Source organism: Kitasatospora sp. NPDC058406, from assembly GCF_042722765.1.
GTDB lineage: Bacteria > Actinomycetota > Actinomycetes > Streptomycetales > Streptomycetaceae > Kitasatospora.
The window spans coordinates 58278-84468 of sequence record NZ_JBHXKE010000004.1; the positions used below are offsets into that span (position 1 = coordinate 58278).

At 73.2% G+C, this 26191-nt stretch carries 22 protein-coding genes and 1 pseudogene; 14 read left to right on the forward strand and 9 right to left on the reverse strand.

The genetic code is table 11. The features are described from left to right. Window positions 1-99 precede the first annotated feature (99 nt). A complete protein-coding gene (locus ACFWOG_RS01830; RefSeq protein WP_329952776.1) occupies window positions 100-1317 on the forward strand; it encodes an ROK family transcriptional regulator in 1218 nt (405 codons plus the stop codon). 83 nt (window positions 1318-1400) lie between these two features. Here the strand turns inward: ACFWOG_RS01830 and ACFWOG_RS01835 are convergent, their stop codons facing one another. From ACFWOG_RS01835 to ACFWOG_RS01845, 3 genes are all read right to left on the reverse strand, one after another. Further along, window positions 1401-1772, reverse strand: coding sequence for a hypothetical protein (locus tag ACFWOG_RS01835; RefSeq protein WP_380353734.1), 372 nt, complete (start codon window positions 1770-1772; stop codon window positions 1401-1403). A gap of 135 nt (window positions 1773-1907) precedes the next feature. Further along, window positions 1908-2267: a DoxX family protein gene (locus tag ACFWOG_RS01840; RefSeq protein WP_355403959.1), complete on the reverse strand. Its 360-nt coding sequence runs from the start codon at window positions 2265-2267 to the stop codon at window positions 1908-1910. A 221-nt stretch (window positions 2268-2488) separates the two neighbouring features. Further along, on the reverse strand, window positions 2489-2983 hold the full coding sequence (locus ACFWOG_RS01845) for a cupin domain-containing protein (RefSeq protein WP_380353737.1): 495 nt from the start codon (window positions 2981-2983) through the stop codon (window positions 2489-2491). Between the two features lie 81 nt (window positions 2984-3064). Here ACFWOG_RS01845 and ACFWOG_RS01850 point away from each other — a divergent pair, with 81 nt between their 5' ends. The 3 genes from ACFWOG_RS01850 to ACFWOG_RS01860 all read left to right on the forward strand — a co-directional run bounded on the left by ACFWOG_RS01850 (window position 3065) and on the right by ACFWOG_RS01860 (window position 6254). Next, entirely contained in the window at window positions 3065-3916 is an 852-nt protein-coding gene (locus ACFWOG_RS01850; protein ID WP_380353739.1) for a LysR family transcriptional regulator, read from the forward strand. A 480-nt stretch (window positions 3917-4396) separates the two neighbouring features. Next, on the forward strand, window positions 4397-5458 hold the full coding sequence (locus ACFWOG_RS01855; RefSeq protein ID WP_380353742.1) for a right-handed parallel beta-helix repeat-containing protein: 1062 nt from the start codon (window positions 4397-4399) through the stop codon (window positions 5456-5458). Between the two features lie 178 nt (window positions 5459-5636). Beyond that, on the forward strand, window positions 5637-6254 hold the full coding sequence (locus ACFWOG_RS01860) for a hypothetical protein (protein ID WP_380353743.1): 618 nt from the start codon (window positions 5637-5639) through the stop codon (window positions 6252-6254). Window positions 6255-6506: 252 nt separating this feature from the next. Here ACFWOG_RS01860 and ACFWOG_RS01865 read toward each other — a convergent pair whose 3' ends face one another. Continuing rightward, a complete protein-coding gene (locus tag ACFWOG_RS01865) occupies window positions 6507-7280 on the reverse strand; it encodes a maleylpyruvate isomerase family mycothiol-dependent enzyme (protein WP_329952769.1) in 774 nt (257 codons plus the stop codon). A gap of 669 nt (window positions 7281-7949) precedes the next feature. Between ACFWOG_RS01865 and ACFWOG_RS01870 the strand changes: the two genes are divergently transcribed. From ACFWOG_RS01870 to ACFWOG_RS01880, 3 genes are all read left to right on the forward strand, one after another. Continuing rightward, on the forward strand, window positions 7950-8654 hold the full coding sequence (locus ACFWOG_RS01870) for a recombinase family protein (RefSeq protein WP_380353746.1): 705 nt from the start codon (window positions 7950-7952) through the stop codon (window positions 8652-8654). 125 nt (window positions 8655-8779) lie between these two features. Further along, window positions 8780-8962, forward strand: a complete 183-nt coding sequence (locus tag ACFWOG_RS01875) for a DUF6924 domain-containing protein (protein ID WP_380353749.1) — start codon at window positions 8780-8782, stop codon at window positions 8960-8962. A 221-nt stretch (window positions 8963-9183) separates the two neighbouring features. Then, entirely contained in the window at window positions 9184-11715 is a 2532-nt protein-coding gene (locus ACFWOG_RS01880) for a collagenase (protein WP_380353752.1), read from the forward strand. A gap of 301 nt (window positions 11716-12016) precedes the next feature. Here ACFWOG_RS01880 and ACFWOG_RS01885 read toward each other — a convergent pair whose 3' ends face one another. Together ACFWOG_RS01885 and ACFWOG_RS01890 are read right to left on the reverse strand one after the other, a co-directional pair. Next, complete coding sequence (locus ACFWOG_RS01885) at window positions 12017-12253, reverse strand: ATP-binding protein (RefSeq protein WP_380353806.1); 237 nt, start codon at window positions 12251-12253, stop codon at window positions 12017-12019. Window positions 12254-12743: 490 nt separating this feature from the next. After that, window positions 12744-13259: pseudogene (locus tag ACFWOG_RS01890) on the reverse strand (pyridoxamine 5'-phosphate oxidase family protein); the annotation flags it as partial. A 302-nt stretch (window positions 13260-13561) separates the two neighbouring features. Here ACFWOG_RS01890 and ACFWOG_RS01895 point away from each other — a divergent pair. Further along, complete coding sequence (locus ACFWOG_RS01895) at window positions 13562-13711, forward strand: hypothetical protein (RefSeq protein WP_380353754.1); 150 nt, start codon at window positions 13562-13564, stop codon at window positions 13709-13711. A 294-nt stretch (window positions 13712-14005) separates the two neighbouring features. Here ACFWOG_RS01895 and ACFWOG_RS01900 read toward each other — a convergent pair whose 3' ends face one another. After that, the gene (locus ACFWOG_RS01900; protein WP_380353757.1) at window positions 14006-14692 is read right to left on the reverse strand and encodes a response regulator; all 687 of its coding nucleotides are present in this window, start codon (window positions 14690-14692) and stop codon (window positions 14006-14008) included. Then, a complete protein-coding gene (locus ACFWOG_RS01905) occupies window positions 14689-16056 on the reverse strand; it encodes a sensor histidine kinase (protein ID WP_380353759.1) in 1368 nt (455 codons plus the stop codon). Before ACFWOG_RS01905 ends, ACFWOG_RS01900 begins: the two co-directional genes overlap by 4 nt. Before the next feature lie 133 nt (window positions 16057-16189). Here ACFWOG_RS01905 and ACFWOG_RS01910 point away from each other — a divergent pair, with 133 nt between their 5' ends. After that, window positions 16190-17104, forward strand: coding sequence for an ABC transporter ATP-binding protein (locus ACFWOG_RS01910; protein WP_380353762.1), 915 nt, complete (start codon window positions 16190-16192; stop codon window positions 17102-17104). Next, entirely contained in the window at window positions 17101-18021 is a 921-nt protein-coding gene (locus ACFWOG_RS01915) for an ABC transporter permease (protein WP_380353765.1), read from the forward strand. Before ACFWOG_RS01910 ends, ACFWOG_RS01915 begins: the two co-directional genes overlap by 4 nt. Before the next feature lie 133 nt (window positions 18022-18154). Here the strand turns inward: ACFWOG_RS01915 and ACFWOG_RS01920 are convergent, their stop codons facing one another. Then, window positions 18155-19138, reverse strand: coding sequence for a tellurite resistance/C4-dicarboxylate transporter family protein (locus ACFWOG_RS01920; protein ID WP_380353768.1), 984 nt, complete (start codon window positions 19136-19138; stop codon window positions 18155-18157). A gap of 292 nt (window positions 19139-19430) precedes the next feature. Here ACFWOG_RS01920 and ACFWOG_RS01925 point away from each other — a divergent pair, with 292 nt between their 5' ends. From ACFWOG_RS01925 to narI, 4 genes are read left to right on the forward strand one after another with little or no spacing between them, the layout of a single operon-like run. After that, window positions 19431-23126: a nitrate reductase subunit alpha gene (locus tag ACFWOG_RS01925; protein WP_380353809.1), complete on the forward strand. Its 3696-nt coding sequence runs from the start codon at window positions 19431-19433 to the stop codon at window positions 23124-23126. Then, window positions 23126-24763, forward strand: coding sequence for a nitrate reductase subunit beta (gene narH, locus ACFWOG_RS01930; RefSeq protein WP_329952762.1), 1638 nt, complete (start codon window positions 23126-23128; stop codon window positions 24761-24763). Before ACFWOG_RS01925 ends, narH begins: the two co-directional genes overlap by 1 nt. Beyond that, complete coding sequence (narJ, locus tag ACFWOG_RS01935) at window positions 24760-25383, forward strand: nitrate reductase molybdenum cofactor assembly chaperone (RefSeq protein WP_329881063.1); 624 nt, start codon at window positions 24760-24762, stop codon at window positions 25381-25383. The genes narH and narJ overlap by 4 nt, the downstream gene beginning before the upstream one ends. Before the next feature lie 30 nt (window positions 25384-25413). Continuing rightward, on the forward strand, window positions 25414-26139 hold the full coding sequence (gene narI / locus ACFWOG_RS01940) for a respiratory nitrate reductase subunit gamma (protein ID WP_329952761.1): 726 nt from the start codon (window positions 25414-25416) through the stop codon (window positions 26137-26139). Window positions 26140-26191: the final 52 nt, after the last annotated feature.

The following is a 26191-nucleotide window of genomic DNA, read 5'->3' on the forward strand; positions in this document are numbered from 1 at the left end:
CCGCCGGTGAGGGGGTTGACGACCGGTCATACTGGGCGGTGCCCAGGCCGGGGCGCCGACCGGGTGCTCCGCGCAGCGTCCGGACCGGAGGATGATCCGATGAACAGCCACCCACCGACCGCCGTTCCGGTGGCCGGGACGCAGCCGCAGCCGTGGAACCGGCAGCGGCTGCGCAGCAACAACGAGTGGCTGCTGCTGGAACTGCTGCGCACCGGCGGCCCGTCCTCGCGGGCCCAGCTCGCCCGTGACACCGGCCTCTCCAAGCCCACCGTCTCGACCGCGCTCGCCACGCTGGAAGCGGCCGGGCTCGCCCGGGAGGCGGGCCGCTACGTCCCCGAGCGCGGTCGCACCGCCGTCCTGTACGAACCGGACCCGACGGCCGGGTACGTGCTCGGCGTCGACATCGGCCGGGCCCGGCTGCGGGTGGCGGTCGCCGACCTCGCCGGCACGATCGTGGCCCGGCGCGACGTGCCCAACAGGGGCCGCACCGCCGACGCGGTGGCCGACGCGGTCGTGGCGGCGGCCCGGGAGACCACGACCGAGGCGGGTCTGACGGCGGGGGAGATCGTCCACGCGGTGATCGGCACACCCGGCGTCTGGGACGAGGAGCAGCGCGGCGTGCGGTACGCCACCAGCCTGCCCGACTGGGGCAGACCCGGGCTGTTCGACCGGATAGCCGCCGGTCTGGAGACCGGGATCACCGTGGGCAACGACGCGAACCTCGCCGCCCTAGGCGAGTACACCCTGGGGGCGGGCCGCGGGAGCGGCAGCCGGATGTTCGCCTACCTGCTGGTCGGTACCGGGCTCGGGGTGGGGGTGGTCAAGGACGGCGAACCGCTCACGGGAGCGCACGGTGCCCTCGGTGAGGTCGGCCTCGTCCCCCTGCCGCCGGGGCCGGACGGCGAGCCGGGCGGCACGATCGAGGAGGCGACGGCCGCCGACGCGATCGTGCGCACGGCACTGGACCTGGGCATGCCGGGGCCGCTCACGGCGCGGCAGGTGTTCGAGGCGGCCCGGGGCGGTGACCCGGCCGCCGCTGTCGCCGTCCGCCGCGCCGCCGGGCAACTCGCCTACGCGACCGCCGTGCTGTCGGCGGTCCTCGACCCCGATCTGGTCGTCCTCGGTGGCGGCGTCGGCGCCAGCGCCGACCTCCTGCTCGAACCGTTGGAGCACGCCCTCCGCGGGCTCACGGTGATGCGTCCGGCGCTCGCCCCGAGCCTGCTCGGCGACGAGGCCGTCCTGCTGGGCGCCGTCGCCACGGCGCTGGACATCGCCCGCCCCGAGGTCTTCGAACGCCGCTCCGCCCCGGTCGACTGACCGTCGGTCGGGCGGCGGCCGGACGCGCCGTCGGCCGGATCGCCGCACCCGGGCGGCGACCTGGCCACCGGAACCTCGGGTGGTCAGATCCCGGGGCCGTAGCCGGGGTCCGGCCGGTGGCGGGGGGCGTACCACTCGGCGAGTCCCCACGCCGCGAGCGCGAGCACGGCCACGGCCGCGAGTGCCGCGAGCCAGGGACGGGGCACCCACCTCGCGACCAGCGCCCGGGCGAGGAGCGGAACCAGGACGCCGCCGAGCACGATGAGTGGCAGATCGACGAGGAGCACGCCCAGATCGCGGGCATGACCCTCGAATCCGCCGTCGACACGGAGGGCGGCCCGCGGTGCCCACACGAGGGCCCCGGTCGTCGCGCCGAGGCCGGCGAGAAGGCATCCGGTGCGGCCCCCGGCCCTGGGGTGCACCCGGGCGGTCCGTCCTGCGGGGCTCTCGCTCATGCCCACGACGGACGCGGTGGCGCGCTGCGCGGTTCCGGCGGAGCCACCTGTCCGGCGCGCGGCGCTCGTCCTCGCGCGGTCGCTCGCCCTTGCGCGGTGGCTCGTCTCCGCAGGTCGGGGGCGACCGATCCACGATCACGGGCCGGCTGCCAACCAGGCGGTCACGGCCGCGGTGACGACGAGTCCGACGTTGAGTGTGATCCGGCGGTCTCCGCCCGTCAGGTGAACGGCGATCGCACCGGTCTGCAGGAGTACGAAGCCGACGGCCGCGGCCGGCGCCAGCCAGGGAGCGGTGCCGGTCAGCGGTGGCAGGACCAGACCGGTCGCGCCCAGTACCTCGATCGTCCCCAGCGCCCGCAGGGCCGGCAAGGGCGTGCGGTCGACCCAGGCCATCATCGGGCGGAGTCGATCGCGGCTGCGGATCACCTTCAGCGTGCCCGCGTAGAAGTAGAAGAGCGCGAGCAGTCCCGCGACGATCCAGTAGGCGATGTTCATGGTTCCCGTTCATGGCCCCCGGTTCGCGGGGGTCTGTCGATTGCGGCGTTCTCGTCGAGCACGTCGATCACGTCGAATGGTCCGGTTGCTTCGGTTGCTTCGATTGCCAGGGAAGCCCTGGAGCGGGCGGTCCGTCGTCCGAGGGGTTGGACACGAGAGGCGGTCGCGCTACGGCCCCGCCGGCCGGAGGGGGGCGGCTGGGCGGCTCCGTCCCGTCGGGTTCAGACGGGGTCGGTGGCGGGCTGCGTCACGTAGCGACTCATCGCGTCGACGTTGGCCTGCGGCGTCAGCGGCCGGCCGTCGGCGAGCGACTCCTGAAGGTCTCGGAAGTACTGCACGTACAGGTCGGGCGTGAAGGTGCTGAGCATGACAGCGGGTTGGTCCGTCAGGTTGGCGAAGGTGTGCGGGGTGCCGGGCGGAACCATCACGAGCGTGCCCGCGGCGGCGTCGTAGTCCTCCTCCCCGACGGTGAACCGCACGTTGCCGGACAGCACGTAGAAGCCCTCGTCGTGTCGGCCGTGGCGGTGCTGCGGCGGGCCCTGCGTGTGCGGGGCGAGGACGGACTCGGCGATCGCGAGGCGGTGGCCGGTGTGGCTGCCGTCCTCCAGAACGCGCATGCGCGTGGTACCCAGAACGATCGTCTCGCCGTCCAGGGGACCCACCACCGAGACGACGGGGTCGGCCTGCGGTTCGGTGCCCTTCGCTTCTTCGGTCATGTTCACGAGTGCACCGCCGGGAGCCCGCCGGTGTCCAAGACCCGTTCCGCGGCACCGATACCTGGTGGGTATCGTTGCAGCGTGGAGCTACGGACCTTGCGCTACTTCGTGGCGGTCGCCGAGGAACTTCACTTCGGCCGGGCGGCCACCCGGCTGCACATGAGCCAGCCGCCGCTGAGCCGCGCGATCAAGCAACTGGAGACCGAGGTCGGGGCTCTGCTCCTCGCCCGCTCGACCACCGGCGTCACGCTCACTCCGGTGGGCGCGGTGCTGCTCGACGAGGCGCGAGCCCTGCTCGACCACGCCGACCGCGTCCGGGTACGCGTGAGCGCGGCAGCCGGCGCCGAGACCATCACCGTCGGCATCCTGGGCGACGGCACGGACCCGGGAGTGGCCAGGCTGGCTGCGGCGTACCGCCGTAACCACCCCGGCCTGGACATCCGCATCCGCGACACCGATCTGACCGACCCGACGTGCGGACTGCGCGCCGGACTGGTCGACGTCGCCCTCACCCGGGCGCCGTTCGACGAGACCGCCCTGACGGTGCGTACGCTGCGGGCCGATCCGGTCGGCGTCGTGCTGCGCGCCGACGACCCGCTGGCCCGCCGCGACCGGCTGCGGCTGGCCGAGCTGCGCGACCGCCGCTGGTTCCAGTTCCCGCAGGGCACCGACCACATCTGGCAGGAGTACTGGAACGGCGGCAGGCCGCGTGAGGGACCAGTCGTGCGCGCCGTCCAGGAGTGCCTGCACGCGGTGCTGTGGAACGGCACTGTCGGCCTGGCGCCGCTCGGACACGACCTGCCCGCAGAGTTGACCGTGGTGCCGCTGATCGACATGGCGCCGAGCCGGGTGGTGGTGGTGTGCAACAGAGGGGAAACCAGCCCGTTGATCCGATCATTCATCGAGATCGCCACAGCAGCGTTCCGCCGCTGAGCGCCGACCGTGCCTCGTTCTTAGCCGAGGGAGCCGGCACGGGGCGCCGACAGCCGTGCGAACAACCTCCGGCGGCAGCCCGACGGAGAGTGAGTTGTTGGTCGACCCACCACCGTAGACGGAGACGAAGTCCCGGTGGTCCGCCGGGAAGGGAGTGCCCTACCTGCGGGCCGCCTCGTCCCGGTCGACGGGATCGCCGGCTCCGGCGTGCGGTGGCAGGATCCCGGACAGTCGGGCAGCACCCGGGTGCATCGGTAGTGCCTCTCGGAGAGCTCGGACACGGCCCTGCCGAGCGTGCGCATGTGCGCGGGGCCCGCCACCAGACCGTACTTGCCGAGTTCTGGTTCGGGGTCGGTCGAGGGGCTCGGCCGGGTGTCTCGGCGGGATGCGGGCGCGGGGGCGGCGTGAGGGCGGGCGGTGCGGGGAAGGAAGTTAGGGAGCTTTACTTGATCCTTCGTCGACGACTCCACCGGAGGTCGCGTGTTCCCCCGCTTCGCTCTCCTCGCCGCCGCGGCGGCGGCCCTGCTCGTGCCCGCCGTTCCGGCGGCGGCCTTCGCGGCCCCCGCCGCGCAGACCGTCGACGTCTCCACCGCGGCCCAGTTGAAGGCCGCGCTGGCGGAGGCCGTGCCCGGGCAGACGATCCGGCTCGCCCCCGGTGAGTACCGGGGCGCCTTCGTCGCCCAGCGGCCGGGCACCGCCGACAAGCCCGTCACGCTCACCGGGCCGCGCACCGCCGTCCTGGTCAACGACGGCCCCTCCGGCTCCGCCCCCTCCTGCCCGGCGCCCACCTCCGGCTGGGACTCCGGCTACGGGCTCTGGCTGTACGGCGCGTCGTACTGGAACCTCACCGGCTTCACCGTGAAGGACTCCAAGAAGGGCGTGGTGCTGGACGGTTCGCCGCACGTGGTGATCGACGGCCTGTACGTGCACCACATCGACGACGAGGGCGTGCACTTCCGCCGCTCCTCCGCCGACGGGGTGCTCCGCAACGCGGTCGTCGAGTACACCGGCCGGGTCCAGCCCGAGTACGGCGAAGGCGTCTACCTCGGTTCGGCGAACTCCAACTGGGGCTGCCACGGCAACAGCAACGGCGCGGACCGCTCGGACCGGGTGCTGGTGGAGGGCAACCGCATCGGGCCGTACGTCACGGCCGAGGGGGTCGACGTGAAGGAGGGCACCTCGGGCGGCACGATCAGGGGCAACACGTTCGACGGACGCGGCATCAGCGGCCAGAACTCCGCCGACTCGTGGGTCGACGTCAAGGGCAGCGGCTATCTGATCGAGGGCAACAAGGGCACGTTCTCCTCGCCGGGGACCTTCGCCAACGGTTACGAGACGCACAATCCGGCCACCACGCCGTCCTTCCCGAACGGCTGCGGGAACGTCTGGCGCAGCAATACCTCGGACCTCGGCGGTGTCGGCGCGTACGCGATCCGGATCACCTCCGTGTCCGCCTGCTCCGGACGCCCCAACGTGGTGTACGCGTCCAACACCGTCGCGCGGGCGACTGCCGGCTTGACGAACATCCCCGTCACGCCCTGATCGGTGGGCCGGGGGCGTGACAGAAGTAGGGCTGAATGTGATCGAATCTGCCCGATGATCGACTCTCCGTGATCGCCAGATCTCGATCTGCTCACAAGTGCTTGAATGATGGACATGTCCGGTGGAAGAGCTGATTGACTCACGATCCTCTTTCAAGTGGAACGGAGCGTTCACGTCCATGCCTTCACGGATGCGCGGCGGTCGTCGCGGCCTGGCCGCCGTCGCCGGACTCGTCTTCACCGTCGGTCTCGCACTGACCGGTTGTGACCCCACGACGGCGGACACCGTCACCTCGGCCGCCACGACGTCCGCCACCGCGGCTGCCACCGTCCCCGCGACCGCGCCCGAACCGGTGGTCCCGCCGAACACGCCCGCGGCCGCGCCCGTCCAGCCGACGACCCCGCCGGCGCCGACCGCCGCGCCGACCACGGACGTCGCGGTGCCGCCCCCCGCGGTCGCGCAGCCGCCCGCGCCGCAGACCCAGCCCACCAAGCCGGTCCAGCCCGCCGCACCGGTGACGCCCAAGGCGCAGCCGACGCCCACCAAGGCGGCGCCGCAGCCCAAGGTGACCACGGCCCAGCCGCCCACCGACCCGGAGCCGCCGGTCGCCGAGCCGAAGGCCCCCGAGACCAAGGCGGCTGCGGCCGGGGACTGCGAGATCCGCTCCAACGCGGGCAACTGCTACAAGGCGGGCCAGTTCTGCCGCAACGACGACCTGGGCAAGAGCACCCACGAGGCCGGTGGCCGGGTGATCACCTGCCGGATGGTCAGCGGAAAGCCGCACTGGCAGGTCTGACCGGACGGCACCCCGCGCGGGCCGCACTCGAACGCAGAGTGCGGCCCGCGCGGTGTCCGGCCCACCGTCGCAGGAACCGGGCCGAGCGGGGACGGCCCGACCGGCTCCCGACGACCTGCAGCGCACCTGCGGCGTGGCCTTCGTCCACGGCGGCCCGCAGCCTGCCCGCAGCCGCGCGACGGTCGCAACTCCGGTCCGGCGACGCCCGCAGGAGCGCGCGCACGACCGACAGAGGCGTCACAAGTGCGCGTCCTACGCGTTCGGGTCCCACTCCGCGAGCTGGTCCATCGGCTCGGTGTCGCCCGTGATCTCCAGGCCGTCGAGCGGGATGCGCGCGTAGAAGTAGAGGACCAGTTCGCTGGCTGCGCCCCGGATCGCCAGGTCGCCCGGCTCCGCGTCGGCGGCGAGGTCGTCGCAGTGGACGCCGTCGGCGTTGAGGGTCAGGCGCCAGGAGCGGCCCTCGGTCGCGTGCAGGTCGATGGTCGCCGGCTTGAACGGCCAGGGGACGGTCGTCGCCGAAACGGTCGTCAGGAACTCGTCGACGCCCTCGACCGCGACGTCCGTCGGCAGCGGCTGCGCGGCCCCCTGGGTGAGCTGGACGTCGTAGGTGTGGACGGCGATCTCCTGGATCTGGTGCCTGGCCAGGGCTCCGCTGGTCTCCGGGGCCTGCGAGCGGCCCCACCAGGTCCAGCAGCCGCGGTCCGGGCCGGCCTCGCGCATCGCGTCGAGCATGAGCCCGGTCGACTCGGCGAGCCAGGCGTCCAGGGCTTCGCGGTCGCGGGGCGCGGTCGGGGCGCCCTTCGGGTCCGTCTTCGCCGGGGGCGCGGCGCCCGGGCCCGCCGCGACGATGGCGGCCTGGCGGCGGCGGCCGTCGCCGAGGTGCTGCGCCAGTTCGCGCAGCGTCCAGTCCGGGCAGGCCGGGACCTGGACGTCGAGGTCGGGGGCGGACGCGATCGCGGCGCGGAACGCGGCCGAACGGTCTTCGATCAGCCGCAGGACCTCGGGGAACTCCAAAGTGTTTTGCACCCCGGTTGTGTATCACGGCGCTCCGGCCGCCAGGTAGCGAATTTGTCGGACGAACGCGTCGACGGCCGGGCGGAGCGCCGGGCCGAAGCCGTCCTGAAAACGCCGCGCACCGCTCGCCGACGGTGACTTCGACCACTGCGTTCGACGAGCGGGACGGCGACGACGTCAGCCGCTCGGCATCTACTCCTCCGAGGCCGAGGCCGAGGCCGAGGCCGTGGCCGGGGCCAGGCCGTGGCCGTGGAGCGGATCCGTGCCTTGAGCCGGGCCAGGTCCGGCGCGGCGGAGACGTCGGCGGATCCGAACACGGGGACGCCCGAGGGGGACTGAAGGGAATCGTTGTCAGACCTTACGCTCGTCCAACCAGCCGCCGGGCAGCTCGGCGAGCGTGTTCCAGAAGAGCTGTTCGTACGCTTGCAGGAGCCGGCCGTACTCGCGTGCGGCGTCCGTCTCCGGCGCCGTCAGCCCTGCCGCTCCGATCGCCTCGGCGGCGGCCCGTTCCGGCCCGGTGGCCGGCCGGCCGAAGAAGTCGAAGAACGCGCAGGCCTCGTCCTCGAAACCGTGGTGGCGGCGGAGCGCCTCGGCGAGGGCTGCGCAGTATCGGCCCCAGAACGCGTAGTCAGGTGTCCACCTCTGGGTGCCGACGCGCTCTGCTGATCGGAGTGTGGGGCCGTGGCGAGCAAGGTGAAGTACCTGGATCTTCTCCTTCGGAAGTCCCAGGTGGTCCGGGGAACCACCACGCGAGACATCCTGTCGTTGAAGTCGCAGGAGAGCCAGGGGCGGGCCTGGGGCAAGCGGAACGGTTACACGATCCGCCGCGTCTTCCGCGAGAACCTGTCTGCTTACAAGGCCGGGGTCAAGCGTCCGGATTTCGACGAGGCGTTACAGGCACTTCTCGGCGGCGAGCCGGACTGCTTGTGGGTCTACGACTCCTCGCGGTACAGCCGTCAGGGGGGGGACGTGTTGAAGGTCCTCGACAGGCCGGGGAAGAGGCTGTACTTCTACCTCAACCGGCTGGATAGCGAGGTCCCCGCTGACCGCATGCGCATCGTTGCCGAGGCGGAGCAGGCTCGTGAGTACAGCCGACTGCTGCCGGAGAAGGTCAGAGACGCCAAAGCGGTTGATCGGGACGCCGGAAAGTGGCTGGGCACGCCGCCTGATGGGCTGAAGGTCACGAAGAAGGGCAAGCTGAAGGGCAGCAAGCGCTGGCCCATGATCGAGCGTATCCACGACGAGGCGACGCAGGGGAAATCGCAGCGGCGGATCACGCTGGGAGTGACAGCTGACGGATGGACGGGCGCACATGGGGCCCCGTGCGGGTCAGCACCGTCGGCAAGATCCTCAGGAGCCCGGTCTATCTCGGATGGCAGATCGTGAGCGTGAGGGGAAGGCCGCAGAGTCGCGGGTGCGACGGCCCAGGCGAGCCGACCCGGTCGCTGTGCCGGGGCGAGGAAGCTGCTGCCGGGCGACTACCGGCACCCGCTGCTCGTCCTGGCGACACGGTGGCGCTCGGCTCGGCCGAGCTGCCGCTCGTCGTCGTGGGCCTGTGGGGTGGGCCGGGGCGCTTCATCCGGGTTGTCGCCGCGGAGTTCTGGGGCATCGAGAACAACCTGTCGATCGCGAACATGGACTTCGAGGATTTCGCCCGCGCCGTCGACCAGGGCGTGGTGTTCAGAGGCTTCTGAGCCGGACCGGCCGGCAGGCCAGGGCGGCTGGTTGCCGCCGACGCCGAGCCAGGATCCGCCTTTCTATAAGACATGTGACATGTCACGCCCTATTGATGGCATGTCAGGCACCGTGAGAGCATGCGTTCGACGCGCCCCGGCCGCCTCCCCCATCCCCCGCCTGCCGCGCGCCCGTCTGCCTTCCCCCCCACTAAGGAACGACGTTGCGCCTGCCCTCACGCATGCCCAGACTGCTCGCCGCGATCGCGGCCGGCACCACTCTCCTCGGCCTGGCGGCCGGCCCCAGCCTGGCCGCCACCCCCACCGCGGGGACCGCCCCCCGCGCCCAGCAGGCCCCGGGCAGCCTCCTGCCGCCCACCGACACCGCCGCGGCGGACCCCTCGGAGCACAGCGCACCGCAGAGCCGCCGACTGACGCCCGAGCAGCTCCCGCCGCTCGGCCTGCCCGTCCCACCCGGGTCCGCTTCCTCCGGAACCGCCTCGGCCACGGCCTCGCCGCGGGCACTGTCCGCGGCCCCGACGGCCGCCCAGTCCTGCACCCCGGCCGACTTCGCCGCCCGCTCCGGTGCCGCACTCGTCTCCTACGTCAAGGCGTCGACGCCCACGTGCATCGGCTCGCTGTTCTACACCTCCGGCTCCGAGGCCTCGGCCGTGTTCCGCCAGAGCCGGATGGCGACGGTCGCCGACGCCTTCCGGGACGCCGCCGCCTCCTACCCCGGGGACAACTCGACGAGCCTGTGGCAGCTCGTCCTGTTCCTGCGCGCGGGCTACTACGTGCAGTCCAACGACCCCCAGCGCATCCCGGGCTTCGACAGGTCGCTCACCGACGCCGTCGCGCGCGGCATCGACGCGTTCGTCGCCGGCCCGCACTTCACCGACGTCACCGACGCGAACGGCGAGGTCGCGAACGACGTCGTCGTCCTCACCGACAGCGCCGGGCTGCAGGCCCGCTACCTCAGCACCTACCAGCAGGTGCTGAACGCCTACGACCGCTCGTACGACAGCTCCAGGAACATGGTCACCCTCGTCAACAGCGTCTTCACCCCGCTGGACCGGGGCCACGACAACAACCCGGACTTCCTCGCCGCCGTCACCGCGGACCCGAGCCTCATCGACACGCTCGACGACTTCGCCCGCGAGCACCGCGACCTGCTGGGCACCGACAACGCGGTCCTGGACGCCAACGCCGCCCGCGTGCTCACCCGCTTCGTCAAGTACCCGGCCTTCCAGGCCAAGGTGCGGCCGCTGGTCAAGGCCCTCCTCGACGGATCCTCGATCACCGGCCCCACCGCCCCCCTGTGGGTCGCCACCGCGAGCATGGCCGACTACCTGGACCCGGCCCAGTGCTCCACCTACGGCATCTGCGACCTGAACGATCGGCTGCTCGCGGCCGCGCTGCCGGTCCGTCACACCTGCGACGCCACCCGGAGCATCCTGGCCCAGGACCTCACCCCGGCCGACCTCGCCGCCGTCTGCGCCGACCTCAAGGGCGAGGACGCCTTCTTCCACAACCTCGTCCGCGACAACGGCCCCATACCCGGCCAGTACGAGTCCTCCGTGCAGATAGCCGTTTTCGCAGGCAGGGCGGACTACCAGACCTACGCCGGCGCGATCTACGGCGCCAACACCAACAACGGCGGCATCACCCTCACCGGCGACCCCGGCGACCCCGCCAACCAGCCCGTCACCATCATGTACCGGCACCCCACCGACAACGGCTTCACCGCCCGGATCTGGAACCTCAACCACGAGTACGCCCACGTTCTGGACGCCCGCTACAACCTCAAGGGCGGCTTCACCCAGCAGACCAGCGTCCCCGACCTGTGGTGGATCGAAGGCGTCGCCGAGTACGTCTCCTACACCTACCGCGGCCTCACCGCCACCAACGCGGTGACCCAGGCCCCCAAGCACACCTACCCGCTCAGCACCCTGCTCCAGAGCACCTACCTCAACAGCGACGTCGTCCGCGTCTACCACTGGGGCTACCTGGCCGCCCGCCACATGATCGAGAAGTACCCCAGCGTCGTCCAGGGCATGCTCCACTACTTCCGCACCGGCAACTACGCCCAGGGGTACGCCTACTACAACGCCATCGGCACCCGCTACGACGCCGGCTTCAACACCTGGCTCGACCTCTGCGCCAGCGACACCTGCCTGAGCGCCGGCACGCCGGCCGCCGCCTTCGACAGCACCGCCACCGGCCTGACCGCGCAACTGACCGACCGCTCCACGGTGACCGGCGGCAAGGGCACCATCACCTCCCGCGCCTGGAACCTCGGCGACGGCACCACTTCCACGGACACCGCCCCGTGGAAGACCTACACCAGGCCCGGCACCTACACCGTCACCCTGACCGTCACCGACAGCAACGGGAAGACCGCCACCACCAGCAGGCCCGTCACTGTCACCACCCCCGCCGCCCCCACCGCCTGCACCGGGACCGACCCGCGGGCCATGGACCGCAACTGCTTCCGGACCGGCCGGACCGCCGCCGCGGGCGAGCAGGACAAGCTGTACATCCACCTGCCCGCCGGCACCGTGACCCTCAACGTCACCACCACCGGCGGCACCGGCACCGCCCACCTCTACTACAACACCGACACCTGGGCCTCCAACACCGCCTACACCGCCTCCTCCACCAACAGCACCGGCACCCAGAGCATCACCGTCACCAACACCACCGCCGGCTACCGCTACATCACCCTCTACGGCAGGACCGCCTTCAACGGCGTCACCGTCACCACCCAGTACTGACCCGCACACCGGCGTGAACAACCCGCCGCAACTCCGGGCGGGGGCGTTCGCGCACCGGCGGCCCCGCCCGCACGGGCACGCCCCCGCCCGGGAGAGCGCCCCGCCCCGGCACGCCGCCAGCCTCGTCCGTCTTCGACGCCTGCGAGGTCTGCGACGGCGCTGCCGCCCTCAACGCCCCTCGCTGTCTCGCCGTCTGCTACGGGGCTGGACCGATGGGCCCGCGAGTGCCCGGGAGGGTCCGGGCGGTGGCGTACTGCCTTGCGGCGGAATGGGTGATACGGCGGTGACCCGCGCCCGCGGGTCACCGCTGACGGTGTCGGTCACCGGGCCGGGGTGCTGCCGTGCGGTGGGGGAGCGGTGCGGCCGCGACGGGGCAGTTCGACGCGCGGACGGTGAGGCCGCCGCCGCGGTACGGGGTCGCGGTGACCGTGCCGGTGATCGCCCGGACGACGGCGAGGCCGAGTCCGGAGCCGTCGTCGCTGCGCTGCCGGCCGCCTTGGAACGGTCCGAAGAGCGCGGGGACCTCCCGCGGGTCCAGGACCGGGCAGGTGTCGGCGACCTCGACGACGGCCTCGGTGCTGGTAGGCCCGCATGTTCAGGGGTCGCGTATTCGCCGTAGCTGTCGGCCGATCGTCACCCTGTGTCAGGGGACTGCGCCTACGGGTGCGGTCTCTGATCCAAGTCCACGTGCCCTCGTGCTCACTGAGTTCAGCGCGTTGGGCGATCAGGCGTTCGCGGAGGTCGAGTTCCTCGGCGGTCAGTGGCTCGTCGGGGCGCCGGATGCGGGCCCGCCCGCTCGGGCCGCAGGGGCGGTTCATGGTCGACGGGGACGGCGCCGGCCGCCTCGGCTTCGGCGGGGGCCCGGACACCGAGGCGGCCGAGGGGTGCTGGTCCTTGTTCTTGCCGCTTTTGATGGTGAGCTTCTTGGCGATCTCGGGGACAGGGACGCCCTTGTCCTTGAGCGCCTGGGCGAAGGTGAGCATGTCGTCGTCGATGACCTTGGGCTGGCCGCCGTGGTTGCCCTTGGAGGCGGAGGACACCTGGCCTTCGAGGGTCTTCTCCCGGATGTAGTTCCGCTCGATCTGCGCGGCCGCGGCGAGCACGGCGAAGAACATGGCGCCCATGCCGTTGGGGTCGTGGATGCCGGTGAGCGGGCCGGTGAGGAGTTCGAGCTGGACGCCGGCAGCCTGCAGTTGGCCGGAGAGCGTCATCAGCTCGGCCGCGTTCCGCGCGAGGCGCTTGAGCTCGTGGACGGTGAGGATGACTTCCTGGTCGGGGGCGGCCTCCTTCATGTCGGGTCGAGGCGCAGGACCGCGACGTAGTTCAGCGGCGTGGCCCGGGGCGACGTGGTTGACGACCGCTTCCAGGGCCTGGCGCGGCTCGTCCTCGTCGGTGGCCTGATGTGCCAGCCCGTGGGCGACGACGGAACGGTAGTTGACGGGGTGACGGAAGGCGGAGCGGCCGAGGAGCAGGCCGTCGAGATGGGTGACCGTCACGCAGACGGGGAGGCCGGCTGGTCGGCCGACCACCAACTCCTCGCCCACCTAGGCGAACCCACGCTCCGAACGGCTCTGCTCATCCGGTAGGACACCCGCGGGCGGTCCACTCACCGTGCGGTACCAGCAATGCCACCGACCGGAGCCGACCCTGGAAGGTCCCAGTTCTGCACCGGTACCGGATCGCCCCCGCCGGGCCAGCACTTCCCCAAGCCGGAGCACCACGCAGACGATCACCGTGGCCGCGCGGCTGCTGCTCCCGGACCTTCATCCGGATTGCCGACTTCGGCCGACGCGGAGCGGCTCTCCCGCAGGGGCTGGGCCGCCACGGCAAGGTGACGCAGGTCGCCGTGCCCGACTCCGGACACCAGGTCCCGGCGTTCCAACCGCAGATCTGCCGGGAGATGCTCTACAGCTGGCTCTTCGAACGCTCCTTCCCCGGCTACGACCCCCAGCAGACACTCAAGCAGGGCAACGGCGCCGGCCTGTGGAAGGGGTGAACACATCCGCACGGAGCCCCCGGGAGCCAGCCCGGCGGCTCCGATGAGCCGAGAACACGTTCGCGAACGCCGCCACCAGTGCGGGCGGTTCACCGTCCGGAGCCAACTCGCTCCAGAGGTCGTGCAGTTGCCGTACGATCTGCCCGTCCGTCGCCATCGGTGGTCCTCCGCCTCGCCGCTCCGGCCCCCGCGAGCCATTCCTACCCTGGGGAGCCGCGGGAGGTGCGGTCGACACGGCGGAGGCGGGTGGGAAGGAAGCCCGGAGGGAAGGAAGCCCGGCGGGGAGCGGCCGGCTCAGCGGGGCAGTGTGACCAGCCCCGCCTCGTACGCCAGGATCACCAGGTGGACGCGGTCACGCGCGTCGAGCTTGGAGAGCAGCCGTGTCACGTACGTCTTGACGGTGGCCATCGACAGGACAAGCTCCCCGGCGATCTCGCCGTTGGACAGGCCGCGCCCGACGAGGGTGAGGATCTCCCGCTCCCGGTCGGTGACGCCGCCGATCCGTCGCGCCGCCGCCACCGGCGCAGCTGCGGAGGCCGGCGCCGGGGCGGGTTCGGGCCGGCCGGCGAACTCGGCGATCAGGCGCCGGGTGACGCTCGGCGCGATCAGGGCGTCCCCGGCGGCGACCACCCGGACGGCGGCGAGGATGTCGTCCAACGCCATGTCCTTGACGAGGAATCCGGACGCCCCCGCCCGCAGGGAGGCGTAGACGTACTCGTCCTCGTCGAAGGTGGTGAGCACCACGACGCGCGCCGGTTCCGGGCCGGCGGTGACCAGACGGGTGGCCTCGATGCCGTCCATGCCGGGCATGCGGATGTCCATCACCACGACGTCGGGGCGCAGTTCCCCGGCCAGCCGGACCGCCTCGGCACCGGTTCCGGCCTCGCCGACGACCTCCAGGTCGGTGGTCTCCGAGATGACCATCTCCAACGCGGCCCGGACCAGCGGCTGGTCGTCGGCCAGCACCACGCGGACGGTCATCGCACCCCTCCCGGCACGGGCAACCGGGCCGCGACCCGGAAGCCGCCACCCGTCCGGGGCGCGGCGTGGAACTCGCCGTTCAGCAGGGCGACCCGCTCGCGCAGACCGGCGAGGCCGTAGCCGCTGCCGGAGGTGTTCCTGCGGCCGAGGCCGGCGTCGGTGATCTCGACGGCCACCTCGTCCGCGTTCCGGCAGTCGACGGACACCCGGCAGGACGGGGTGGCCGCGTGGCGGACCACGTTGGTGACCGACTCCTGGATGATGCGGAAGGCGGCGAGGTCGACCTCCGGCGGGAGCGGGCGCCGTTCGCCGTGCCAGTGGACGTCGACCCGCACGCCGGCGGCCGTCGTCGCGGAGGTGAGCCGGTCCAGTCCGGCGAGGCCCGGTGGCCGGTGCGGCGGAGTCGGTTCGGCGCCCGCGTGCGGGGCGGTGACCGTGGCCGCGCCCGGGGCGGCGCCCGTGCCCGCGTGCGGAGCCGGGCCCCGGGAGGCGTCCGTGCCGGCGTGGTCCTCCCGGTCGGCCTGGCGCAGCGCCCCGAGCATCCGGCGCAGGCCGGCGAGCGTCTCCCGCCCCGCGGCCTCGATCTCGGCCAGGGCCTCGCGGGCCCGGTCCGGCCGGGTGTCGATGACCCGCCGTGCCGCGCCGGCCTGCAGCGCGACGATGCCGATGCTGTGCGCCACCGTGTCGTGCATCTCGCGGGCGATGCGCAGCCGTTCGGCGGTCGCGGCCTGGGCGGCCGCCCGGGCGCTCAACGTCTCGGCGTGCTCCCGGGACTGGCGCACGGACCGGCCGACCAGCCAGGCGATGACGGCGACCAGGATGCCCCCGTCCGAGGCGCCGACGCCGGTACCGCTGAGCAGACCGCCGCCGAGCTCGCTGATCATGCCCAGGTGGGCGACCAGCACGCCCAGCACCAACGCGAAGACGGCGCGCGAGGTGCGACGCGGTCGGGTGGCCGCGACCAGGCAGAGCGCGGCGTCGACCGCCAGCAGCGCCGTCGGGGGCAGCTGCACGTCGGAGCGCCAGGTCTCCGTCTGCGCGACGGTGGCCGCGAGCAGGAGGCCCGTGGACAGCAGTGGCCACCGTCGCAGCAGCGCGGCGGCGGCGAACGCGACCAGGGTGGCGAGCACGGTGGTGGTCCAGCCCTGGAGCTCCGGGGGGAGGCCGGGCCGGTCGGACGGGACGGTGTGCGGGCGCGCGCCGACCACCACGAAGGGGTACACCAGCGAGAGGCACCAGGCCAGGGCCGTCCACACACCCGGCGGCACGCGCTTCGTCGGCGGCACGGTCCCCGGCGACGGCGACGGCGACGGCGGCGACGATGCCGGGGACGTGGACAGGGGCGGGGGGAGCGGCGCTGACATGCGGTGATCGTATCCAGGCGACCGGGCCCCGCCATCGGACCACGGTCGTACGACCAGGGGTGACAGTCCCTCCGGTCGGGTGTCGACCCCGGTCCGATGCCCCGGCGGGCCCGGCCCCGGCACCGTTGAGCCCATGATCGAAGTCCGTGAACTGACGAAGCGCTTCGGCCGCACCACCGCGGTCGACGGCCTCACCTTCACCGTCCACCCCGGCCACGTCACCGGCTTCCTCGGGCCGAACGGCGCCGGCAAGAGCACCACCCTGCGCATGGTCCTGGGTCTCAACGACCCCACCGGCGGCACCGTCACCGTCGACGGCCGCCCGTTCCGGGACCGGCCGCGCGGTCTGCGCCACGTCGGCGCCCTGCTCGACGCGGGCGACGTCCACGGGGGTCGCAGCGGCCGGGCCCATCTGCGGGCACTGGCCCGGAGCAACGCGCTGCCGCGCGGCCGGGTGGACGAGGTGCTGGAGGAGGTCGGGCTGGCCGGGGCGGCGGGCCGCCGGATCGGCGGGTACTCGCTCGGTATGAGGCAGCGACTCGGCATCGCGACGGCGCTGCTCGGGGATCCGCCGGTGCTGCTGTTCGACGAGCCGCTCAACGGGCTGGACCCGGAGGGGGTGTTCTGGGTGCGCGGCCTGTTCCGACGCCTCGCGGCCGAGGGCCGGACGGTGTTCGTCTCCAGCCATCTGATGAGCGAGATGGAGCACACCGCGGACCGGCTGGTGGTCATCGGGCGCGGCGAGCTGATCGCCGCCGAGAGCGTGGCGGAGTTCGCCGCCCGCGGCACCCGGCAGGCCGTGTCCGTCCGTACCGCCGAACCCGCCGCGCTCGCGGCCGTGCTGAGGGCCGCGGGCGGCACCGTCCGGCCGGAGGGCGGTGACGGTTCGCTCACCGTGACGGGCCTCGACGCGAGCCGGATCGGCGAACTCGCCCTCGAACGAAGGCTCCTGGTCCAGGAGCTGACCACCCGTGCGGCCTCCCTGGAGGACGCCTTCAGGGAACTCACCGCCGACAGCGTCGAGTACGCCGCAGGAGACCACCGATGAGCGCGCCCACCACTCCGATCGGCGCCCCGGTGAGCGCGCCGGCCGGCGCCCCGCCCAGGCCCCGGACCGCCACCGGTCCCCGGACCGCCAGCGTGCCCCGGGCCGGCACCGAGCCCCGCGCCCGGTTCCGCGACCTGTTCGCCGCCGAGTGGATCAGGTTCTGGTCGCTCCGCTCGATGCCGTGGGTGCTGGGCGTGAGCGCCCTGGTCGTCATCGGCGCCAACCTCAAGGCCGCGAAGTACACCTACGACCACACCACCCCCGACGACCCGGTGTCGGCGGCCGGGGCCTCGTGGGCCGCGACGAACGCCTCGTTCACCGTGTTCGCCGCCGACATCGTGATGATCGTCGCCGGCAGCGTCGGCGCCGTCGTGATCGTCAGCGAGTACGCCACGGGGATGATCCGCACCACGCTCGCGGCCGTCCCCGACCGCCGCGCGGTGGTGACGGCCAAGGCGTCCGTCCTGGCGGTGGCCATGCTCGGCTACGGCGGCCTCACCGCGGGCGTGTCGTTCGGCTTCGGCCAGGCGATCCTGTCGGGCCGGCACCTCGGTCTGTCGATCACCGACCCCGGCGCTCTGCGGGTCGTGTCGGCCGCCGCGCTGCTGGCCCCGGTCTGCGCGTTCGTCGGCCTGGCTCTGGGCGTCCTGATCCGGCACGCCGCAGGCACCGTGGTCACCACGGTCCTGCTGCTCTTCCTCGCCCCGGCGTCCTTCTCCGAGAGCAACCGCTGGACGGCCCTCGTCGGGCACGCCATGCCGCTCACCGCCTGGCAGCGGCTGGCCAGGGTCGACCTGACGGAGACGCTCCTCCCGCCGTACCCGGCGACGGTCGGCGGTTCCTGGGCGGCGTACGCGGCCTGGCCGGTCCTCTCCCTGCTGGTCGCCGTGATCGTCCTGCGCCGCCGGGATCTGTGAGGCCCGCGCCGCAGGCAGCCCGGCGGCCCGGCGGCCCCCGGCTGCCCGGCTGCCCGGCTGCCCGGAGCCCGCGAGCCGGGAGCCCGCGCGGCCCCGGGCGGCCCGGCCGGAGGGCCGCCGGGACCTCGCGGGGTCAGCCGTCCCGGACGGCGACGGGCTCCCCGGTCCGCCGCGACGGGCGGACCCGCCGGACCCGGCGGACCGCCCCCCAGGCGGTGAGCAGCCAGACCGCCGCGGCGACCCACAGCAGCGGGCGGCCGAGCGTGTCCAGCCAGGGCACCCGCGCGGCGGCGGCCGTGGAGAGGCACGCCACGGCGGTCATGCCCAGCGGGAAGACCGTGGACCAGCGGCGCAGGTCGTACCCGGTCCGGGGGCGCAGGAGTTCGGCGCAGAGCAGGACCAGGTACCAGGCGAGCGCGAGTGCGAGCAGGACGAGGGTGGTCGTCCGCAGGACGGAGCGCGCCGTCCCCGACCAGACCCCCGACGCGAGCAGCTTGGAACCGGCGAGGGCGGAGATGGCCATGGCCCCGCCCGCGACCCAGTGGTCGCCGGCCCCCGTCGCCACCTGGCGGAGGTCGAAGCGGAACAGCGCGTCCCCGTACAGGACCAGCCCCAGCAGGAACAGCAGCAGGGCCGCCCGGGCGAGCCAGTCGGTGGTCTGCGGGGCGAGGACGGCGGCCAGTACGGCGAGGCCCTGGGTGGCGACGCAGATCAGGAACGCCGCGCCCGGCATCCGCCGCCCGAGGTGGCGCAGCACCGCCGTAAGCAGGACCGGCCAGGCCGCGGTGGCGAGGACGAGCAGCGCGGCGGCCGTCCCGGTCCAGCCCAGCAGGTCGAGCCGGACGCCGAGCACGTCGGTGGCGGCCACCGCCGTGAGGGCGGGCGGGGTCCGCGCGAGGGAGGTCCAACCCCGCCGGTCGCCGACCAGCAGCGCGGCGAAGCCGGCCGCGAGGAGCAGCCAGATCGCCGCGGCCAGGACGAGCGCCACCGTCGAGAGCACGTCGAAGCCGGTGAGGTGGAAGCCGACCGAGATGATCCCGGTCGCCATCACCACCGCGCCGGCCCCCGGGGGCGGCGCGGCCCACCGGCGGTCGCTGGGCTCGTTCATGACCTCCATCGCAGCGCCCGCGCGCCGGTCCCGCCAGTCGGAACGCCCCCGCACGCCGGTCGGACGGGACGGGACGGGACGGGACGGGACGGGACGGGGCGGGGCGGGGCGGGGCGGGGCGGGACAGGGCGGGGTCGGACGGGAAGGCCCAGTGCGGGGAGGCCGCCCACCCGATGGGACCTCCCGCCGCGCGCGCCGGGCCGCCCTCGGGTTCGATGGCCCCACGGGCGGGTCCGGAACGGGAAGGTGCCAGGTGCGCGAGCCGACGAGCGAGCCGGGGCCGGCGGGCGGAACCGGCGAGGTGCGGCCGGCGGGCGAGCCGGGGGCCACGCTGCTGCGGGCCGGCCGGTTCTTCCGCCCCGGGACGGCGGCGGCCGACCTGCACAGCGTGCGGATCACCGGCGGACGCGAGTCGGACGCCTTCTACCGGGACCGCTGGAGCCACGACAAGGTCGTCCACTCCACCCACGGCGTCAACTGCACCGGGTCGTGCCGCTGGAAGGTCTACGTCAAGGACGGGATCATCACCTGGGAGACCCAGGCCACCGACTACCCGTCCGTCGGCCCGGACCGGCCCGAGTACGAGCCGCGCGGCTGCCCGCGCGGCGCCGCCTTCTCCTGGTACACCTACTCGCCCACCCGGGTGCGCTACCCGTACGTGCGCGGGACGCTGCTGGAGCTGTACCGCGAGGCGCTGGGCCGGCTGAAGGACCCGGTGCTGGCCTGGGCCGACATCCAGGCGGATCCGGAGCGCCGCCGCGCCTACCAGAGGGCCCGTGGCAAGGGCGGGCTCATCCGGGCGAGCTGGGACGAGGCGGTGGAGATCATCGCCGCCGCGCACGTCCACACCGTCAGGCAGTACGGCCCGGACCGGATCGCCGGGTTCTCGCCGATCCCCGCGATGTCGATGGTGTCGCACGCGGCGGGCGCCCGCTTCCACTCCCTCATCGGCGCCCCGATGCTCTCCTTCTACGACTGGTACGCGGACCTGCCGGTCGCCTCGCCGCAGGTGTTCGGCGACCAGACCGACGTCCCGGAGTCGGGTGACTGGTGGGACGCCGCCTACCTGATGATGTGGGGCTCCAACGTGCCCGTCACGCGGACCCCGGACGCGCACTGGATGGCCGAGGCCCGCTACCGGGGCCAGAAGGTGGTGGCCGTCTCCCCGGACTACGCGGACAACACCAAGTTCGCCGACGAGTGGATGCACCCGCACCCGGGGACGGACGGCGCGCTCGCCTTCGCGATGGGGCACGTGATCCTGCGCGAGTTCTTCGTGGACCGGCCGACGCCGTTCTTCGAGGACTACGTCCGCCGCTTCACCGACCTGCCGTTCCTGGTCACGCTCACCGCCCGGGACGGGGCGTTCGTGGCCGACAAGTTCGTCCGGGCGAGCGACCTGGGCGACACCGGAGAGGGCGCCGAGTGGAAGCTCGCCGTGCTCGACGAGGCGACCGGGCGCCCGGCCGTGCCCAACGGCTCGCTCGGCTTCCGCTGGACCGAGTCCGGCAAGGGCCGGTGGAACCTCGACCTCCAGGACGTCCGCCCGCGCCTGTCGCTGTACGCGGACGGGGCCGCGGAGCCCGTGGAGGTGCTGCTGCCGCGCTTCGACACCGAGGGCGGCGAGCACGGCCAGGGCCGCGGCGAGACCGTCCGCCGGGGTGTGCCCGCGACCAGGCTCGGCGGCCCGGACGGGCCGCTGGTCACCACCGTGTACGACCTCCTGCTCGCCCAGTACGGGGTCGGCCGCGCCGACCTGCCGGGGCACTGGCCGTCCTCCTACGACGACGGGCGAACGCCCGGCACCCCCGCCTGGCAGGAGCTGCACACCTCCGTGCCGGCGGCCCAGGCGGTGCGCGTGGCACGGGAGTTCGCGCGGACGGCCGAGGAGTCCGAGGGCCGGTGCATGATCCTGATGGGCGCCGGGACCAACCACTGGTTCCACTCCGAGACGATCTACCGCACGTTCCTCGCCCTGCTGACCCTCACCGGCTGCCAGGGCCGCAACGGCGGGGGCTGGGCGCACTACGTCGGCCAGGAGAAGTGCCGCCCGTCGACCGGCTGGGCGACCCTGGCCGGCGCCGCCGACTGGGCCCGCCCGCCCCGGCAGATGATCGGCACCGGGTGGTTCTTCCTCCACACCGACCAGTGGCGCTACGACACCTTCTCCGCGGACGTCCTCGCGTCCCCGCTCGGCACCGGCCGGTTCCGCGGCCTGGCCACCGTCGACCTGCTGGCCCGTTCGGCTCGGCTCGGCTGGATGCCGTCCTACCCGACCTTCGACCGCAACCCGCTCGACCTGGTCGACGAGGCCCGGGCCCGGGGCCGCGACCCGAAGGACCACGTGGTCGACGAACTCGCCGCCGGGCGGCTCGGGTTCGCCTGCGAGGACCCGGACGCCCCCGCCAACTGGCCCCGGGTGATGACGCTGTGGCGGGCCAACCTGCTCGGCTCCTCCGGCAAGGGCGCCGAGTACTTCACCCGGCACCTGCTGGGCACCCACTCCTCGCTGCGCGCCCGCGAGGCCGACGAGTCGGTCCGCCCCCGCGACGTCCGCTGGCACGAGGAGGCACCGGAGGGGAAGCTCGACCTGCTGCTCTCGCTGGACTTCCGGATGACCTCGTCGACGCTGCTGTCGGACGTCGTGCTGCCCGCCGCGACCTGGTACGAGAAGCACGACCTCTCCTCCACCGACATGCACCCGTACGTGCACGCCTTCACCCCGGCGATCGACCCGCCCTGGCAGGCGCGCACCGACTTCGAGGCCTTCCACGCGATCGCCGGGCGCTTCAGCGAGCTGGCGCGCGACCACCTCGGCACCCGGCACGACCTGGTCGCCACCCCGTTCCAGCACGACACCCCCGGCGAGACGGCGCAGCCCGGCGGCGTCGCCCTGGACTGGCGCCAGGGGGAGTGCGCGCCGGTGCCCGGCGCGACCCTGCCGAACCTGACCGTCGTCGAACGCGACTACACCGCGATCGGGGCCAAGATGGCGGCCCTCGGCCCGCTGGTGGAACGGCTCGGCCTGCCCGCCAAGGGCATCGCCCTGCGGCCGGACGAGGAGGTCGAGTACCTCAGGCGCCTCAACGGGGTGGTCCGCGGCGGCCCCGCCGACGGCCGCCCCGCGCTGGACACCGCCGTCAAGGCGGCCGACACCGTACTGGCACTGTCCGGCACCACCAACGGCCGGCTGGCCACCCAGGGGTTCCGCACCCTGGAGGCCCGTACGGGGCAGCAGATGGCGCACCTCGCCGCCGAGCACGAGGGCCGGCGGATCGGCTACGCCGACACCCAGGCCGCGCCGGTCCCGGTGATCACCTCGCCCGAGTGGTCCGGCAGCGAGGCGGGCGGACGCCGCTACAGCCCGTTCACCCTCAACACGGAGCACCTCAAGCCCTGGCACACGCTCAGCGGCCGGCAGCACTTCTTCGTCGACCACGACTGGATGCACGAGCTGGGGGAGGCGCTGCCCGTCTACCGGCCGCCGCTGGACATGCACCGGCTGTTCGGCGAACCCGCCCTCGGACCGGACGGGCAGCGGGAGGTGACGGTCCGCTACCTCACCCCGCACAACAAGTGGTCGATCCACTCCGAGTACCAGGACAACCTCTTCATGCTCGCCCTCTCGCGGGGCGGACAGGTCGTCTGGATGTCGGTCGAGGACGCGGCGGCCATCGGCGTCGAGGACAACGACTGGATCGAGGCCGTCAACCGCAACGGCGTCGTCGTCGCCCGCGCGGTCGTCTCCCACCGCATGCCGCCCGGCACGGTCTACATGCACCACGCCCAGGAACGCACCGTCAACGTCCCCCGGTCGGAGACCACCGGGCGGCGCGGCGGCATCCACAACTCGCTGACCCGGGTGCTGCTCAAACCGACCCACCTGATCGGCGGCTACGCCCAGCTCTCGTGGGCGTTCAACTACCTCGGCCCGACCGGGAACCAGCGTGACGAGGTGACGGTGATCCGCCGCCGCAGCCAGGAGGTGCGGTACTGATGCCCCAGCGTGAAGCTCCCGTCGGACGCGTCATGGCCCAGGTCGCCATGGTCATGAACCTCGACAAGTGCATCGGCTGCCACACCTGTTCCGTCACCTGCAAACAGACCTGGACCAACCGGCAGGGCATGGAGTACGCCTGGTTCAACAACGTCGAGACCCGCCCCGGACTCGGCTACCCGCGCCGCTACGAGGACCAGGAGAAGTGGCGGGGCGGCTGGCGGCTCGACCGGCGGGGCCGGCTCCGGCTCAGGCAGGGCAGCCGGCTGTTCAAGCTGGCCTCGATCTTCGCCAACCCCGTGCTCCCCACCCTCCGGGACTACTACGAGCCCTGGACGTACGACTACCGGGCCCTCACCGACGCGCCGCTCGGCGACGACTACCCCGTCGCCCGCCCGCACTCGCTCGTCACCGGCAAACCGATGACGGTCGAGTGGTCGCCCAACTGGGACGACGACCTCGGCGGCGCGCCCACGTACGGGCCCGAGGACCCCAACGTGGAGCGGATGCGCACCGAGGCGGGCCGCCGGATCCGCTTCGAGTTCGAGCAGAGCTTCATGTTCTACCTGCCCCGGATCTGCGAACACTGCCTCAACCCGTCCTGCGTCGCCGCCTGCCCGTCCGGCGCGATCTACAAGCGCGAGGAGGACGGCATCGTCCTCGTCGACCAGGACGGCTGCCGGGGCTGGCGCCAGTGCGTGACCGGTTGCCCGTACAAGAAGATCTACTTCAACCACCGCACCGGCAAGGCCGAGAAGTGCACCTTCTGCTACCCGCGCGTCGAGGTCGGCCTGCCCACCGTCTGCTCCGAGACCTGCGTCGGTCGGCTGCGCTACCTCGGCGTCATGCTCTACGACGCCGACCGGGTGGCCGCCGCCGCCTCCGTGGCCGACGAACACGACCTCTACGAAGCCCAGTTGGGTGTCTTCCTCGACCCGGCCGACCCCGAGGTGCGGCGGGCCGCCGAGCGCGACGGCATCCCGCACGACTGGATCGAGGCCGCCCGCCGCTCGCCGGTCCACACCCTCATCAGCACCTACCGGGTCGCGCTGCCGCTCCACCCGGAGTACCGGACGATGCCCATGGTCTGGTACATCCCGCCGCTCTCCCCGGTCGTCGAGGAGGTCGCCCGGAGCGGCCACGACGGGGAGGACCCCGGCAACCTCTTCGGTGCGATCGACGCCCTGCGGATCCCGCTCGAATACCTCGCCGAACTGTTCACCGCGGGCGACACCCGCCCGGTCCGCGCGGCCCTCGACCGGCTCGTCGCGATGCGCTCGTACATGCGCTCCGTCAACCTCGGCCGGGAGCCCGACCTCGCCGCGGCCCGGGCCGTCGGTCTCGACGGTCCGCAGATCGACGAGCTGTTCCGGCTGCTCGCCGTCGCCAAGTACGAGGACCGGTACGTCATCCCGACCGCCGCGCGGGCCGACGCCGAGCGGCTGGAGGAGTCCGCCGTCCCCACCGGCTGCGGACTCGACCACGAAGGAGGGCCGGGCATGGGGCCGGACGGCGCCGACGGGCCCGTCGGCGCCGACTCCGGCCGGCGGACCCTGCCGATGGTGACGATCGAGAGCTTCCACGCCCTGCGCAGACGCCAGACCGCCGACCGGACCGACGAGGAGGAACCCCGGTGACCGAGGACCTCGCCCTGGTGCGCCGGGCCGCCGCCGTGCTGCTCTGCTACCCCGACCGGGACGCCCCCGGTACCCTCCGGCTGCTGGCGGCGGAGCTCCGGCCGGTCCGCCACCCCGCCGCCGAACCGCTGCGCGCCTTCCTCGCCCGCGCCGGGACGCGCTCCGCCCCCGAACTCGCCGCCGACTACGTCGAGACCTTCGACTTCACCCAGCGCCACAGCCTCCACCTCAGCTGGTGGACCGACGGCGACACCCGGCGGCGCGGCGAGGCCCTGGTCCGGTTCAAGGAGGTCTACCGGGCGCACGGCCTGGAGTTCACCGACGAGGAGCTCCCCGACTTCCTGCCCGCGGTCCTGGAGTTCGCGGCCGCCACCGGCTCGGACGCGCTGCTGCGCGAGCACCGGCCGGCCCTCGAACTCCTCCGGCTCGCCCTCACCGAGCACGGCACGCCGTACGCCGACGTCCTCGTCGCCGTCTGCGCGACCCTGCCCGGACCGTCCCCCAAGGACCGGGCCGCCGCCCGGGCGCTCGCCCGCAGCGGGCCGCCGCGCGAGCAGGTGGGCCTGGACGCGGACCCGCCCTACGGCCACCTCGGCCTGCTCCCCGTCCTGCCCTCCTGAGCGGAGTCCGCCGATGAACACCTTCCTCCGATGAACACCTTCCTCTGGGGCGTGCTGCCGTACCTGGCCGCCGTGCTGCTGGTCTCCGGCCTGGTCTGGCGGTACCGCTACGACAAGTTCGGCTGGACCACCCGCTCCTCCGAGATCTACGAGTCGCGGCTGCTGAACATCGCCTCGCCGATGTTCCACTACGGCATCCTCTTCGTCCTCGCCGGCCATCTGATGGGCCTGTTCGTCCCCGCCTCGTGGACGGACGCCGTCGGCCTGGACGAGCACGCCTACCACCTGGTGTCGCTCTTCGCGGGCTGCGCGGCCGGGTCCCTGGCGGTGGCCGGGATCCTGATGCTGCTTTACCGCCGGCGCCGCAACGCGGCCGTGTTCCGCGCCACCACCCGCAACGACAAGCTGATGTACGTCGTGCTGCTGGGTGCGATCGTCCTGGGGCTGGTCGCCAAGCTGATGCACTCCTCGGTGAGCGAGGGGTACGACTACCGCACCACCATCGCCCCGTGGGCCCGCAGCCTGTTCACCCTCCGGCCCGACGTCGGGCTGATGGCCGACGTCCCGCTCGCGTTCAGGCTCCACGCGGTGGTCGGCCTGGCGCTGTTCGCCCTGCTGCCGTACACCCGCCTGGTCCACATGTTCAGCGCCCCCGTGCAGTACCTGTTCCGCCCCTACATCGTCTACCGCAGCCGCGACCCGGAGCAGCTCGCCGACCGGGCGCCGAAGCGGGGCTGGGAACGGATCAAGTACTGACCCCCTCCGGCCCCCTCCGAAACCGCTGGTCGCCCCCGGTGCGGCCACCGTA

Bases quoted from the DNA above. Each gene is read 5' to 3' on its own strand.
- ACFWOG_RS01830 (WP_329952776.1), top strand. From the start codon at position 100: ATGAACAGCCACCCACCGACCGCCGTTCCGGTGGCCGGGACGCAGCCG.
- ACFWOG_RS01835 (WP_380353734.1), bottom strand. From the start codon at position 1,772: ATGAGCGAGAGCCCCGCAGGACGGACCGCCCGGGTGCACCCCAGGGCC.
- ACFWOG_RS01840 (WP_355403959.1), bottom strand. From the start codon at position 2,267: ATGAACATCGCCTACTGGATCGTCGCGGGACTGCTCGCGCTCTTCTAC.
- ACFWOG_RS01845 (WP_380353737.1), bottom strand. From the start codon at position 2,983: ATGACCGAAGAAGCGAAGGGCACCGAACCGCAGGCCGACCCCGTCGTC.
- ACFWOG_RS01860 (WP_380353743.1), top strand. From the start codon at position 5,637: ATGCCTTCACGGATGCGCGGCGGTCGTCGCGGCCTGGCCGCCGTCGCC.
- ACFWOG_RS01880 (WP_380353752.1), top strand. From the start codon at position 9,184: ATGCCCAGACTGCTCGCCGCGATCGCGGCCGGCACCACTCTCCTCGGC.
- ACFWOG_RS01900 (WP_380353757.1), bottom strand. From the start codon at position 14,692: ATGACCGTCCGCGTGGTGCTGGCCGACGACCAGCCGCTGGTCCGGGCC.
- ACFWOG_RS01905 (WP_380353759.1), bottom strand. From the start codon at position 16,056: ATGTCAGCGCCGCTCCCCCCGCCCCTGTCCACGTCCCCGGCATCGTCG.
- ACFWOG_RS01910 (WP_380353762.1), top strand. From the start codon at position 16,190: ATGATCGAAGTCCGTGAACTGACGAAGCGCTTCGGCCGCACCACCGCG.
- ACFWOG_RS01915 (WP_380353765.1), top strand. From the start codon at position 17,101: ATGAGCGCGCCCACCACTCCGATCGGCGCCCCGGTGAGCGCGCCGGCC.
- ACFWOG_RS01920 (WP_380353768.1), bottom strand. From the start codon at position 19,138: ATGGAGGTCATGAACGAGCCCAGCGACCGCCGGTGGGCCGCGCCGCCC.
- narH (WP_329952762.1), top strand. From the start codon at position 23,126: ATGCCCCAGCGTGAAGCTCCCGTCGGACGCGTCATGGCCCAGGTCGCC.
- narI (WP_329952761.1), top strand. From the start codon at position 25,414: ATGAACACCTTCCTCTGGGGCGTGCTGCCGTACCTGGCCGCCGTGCTG.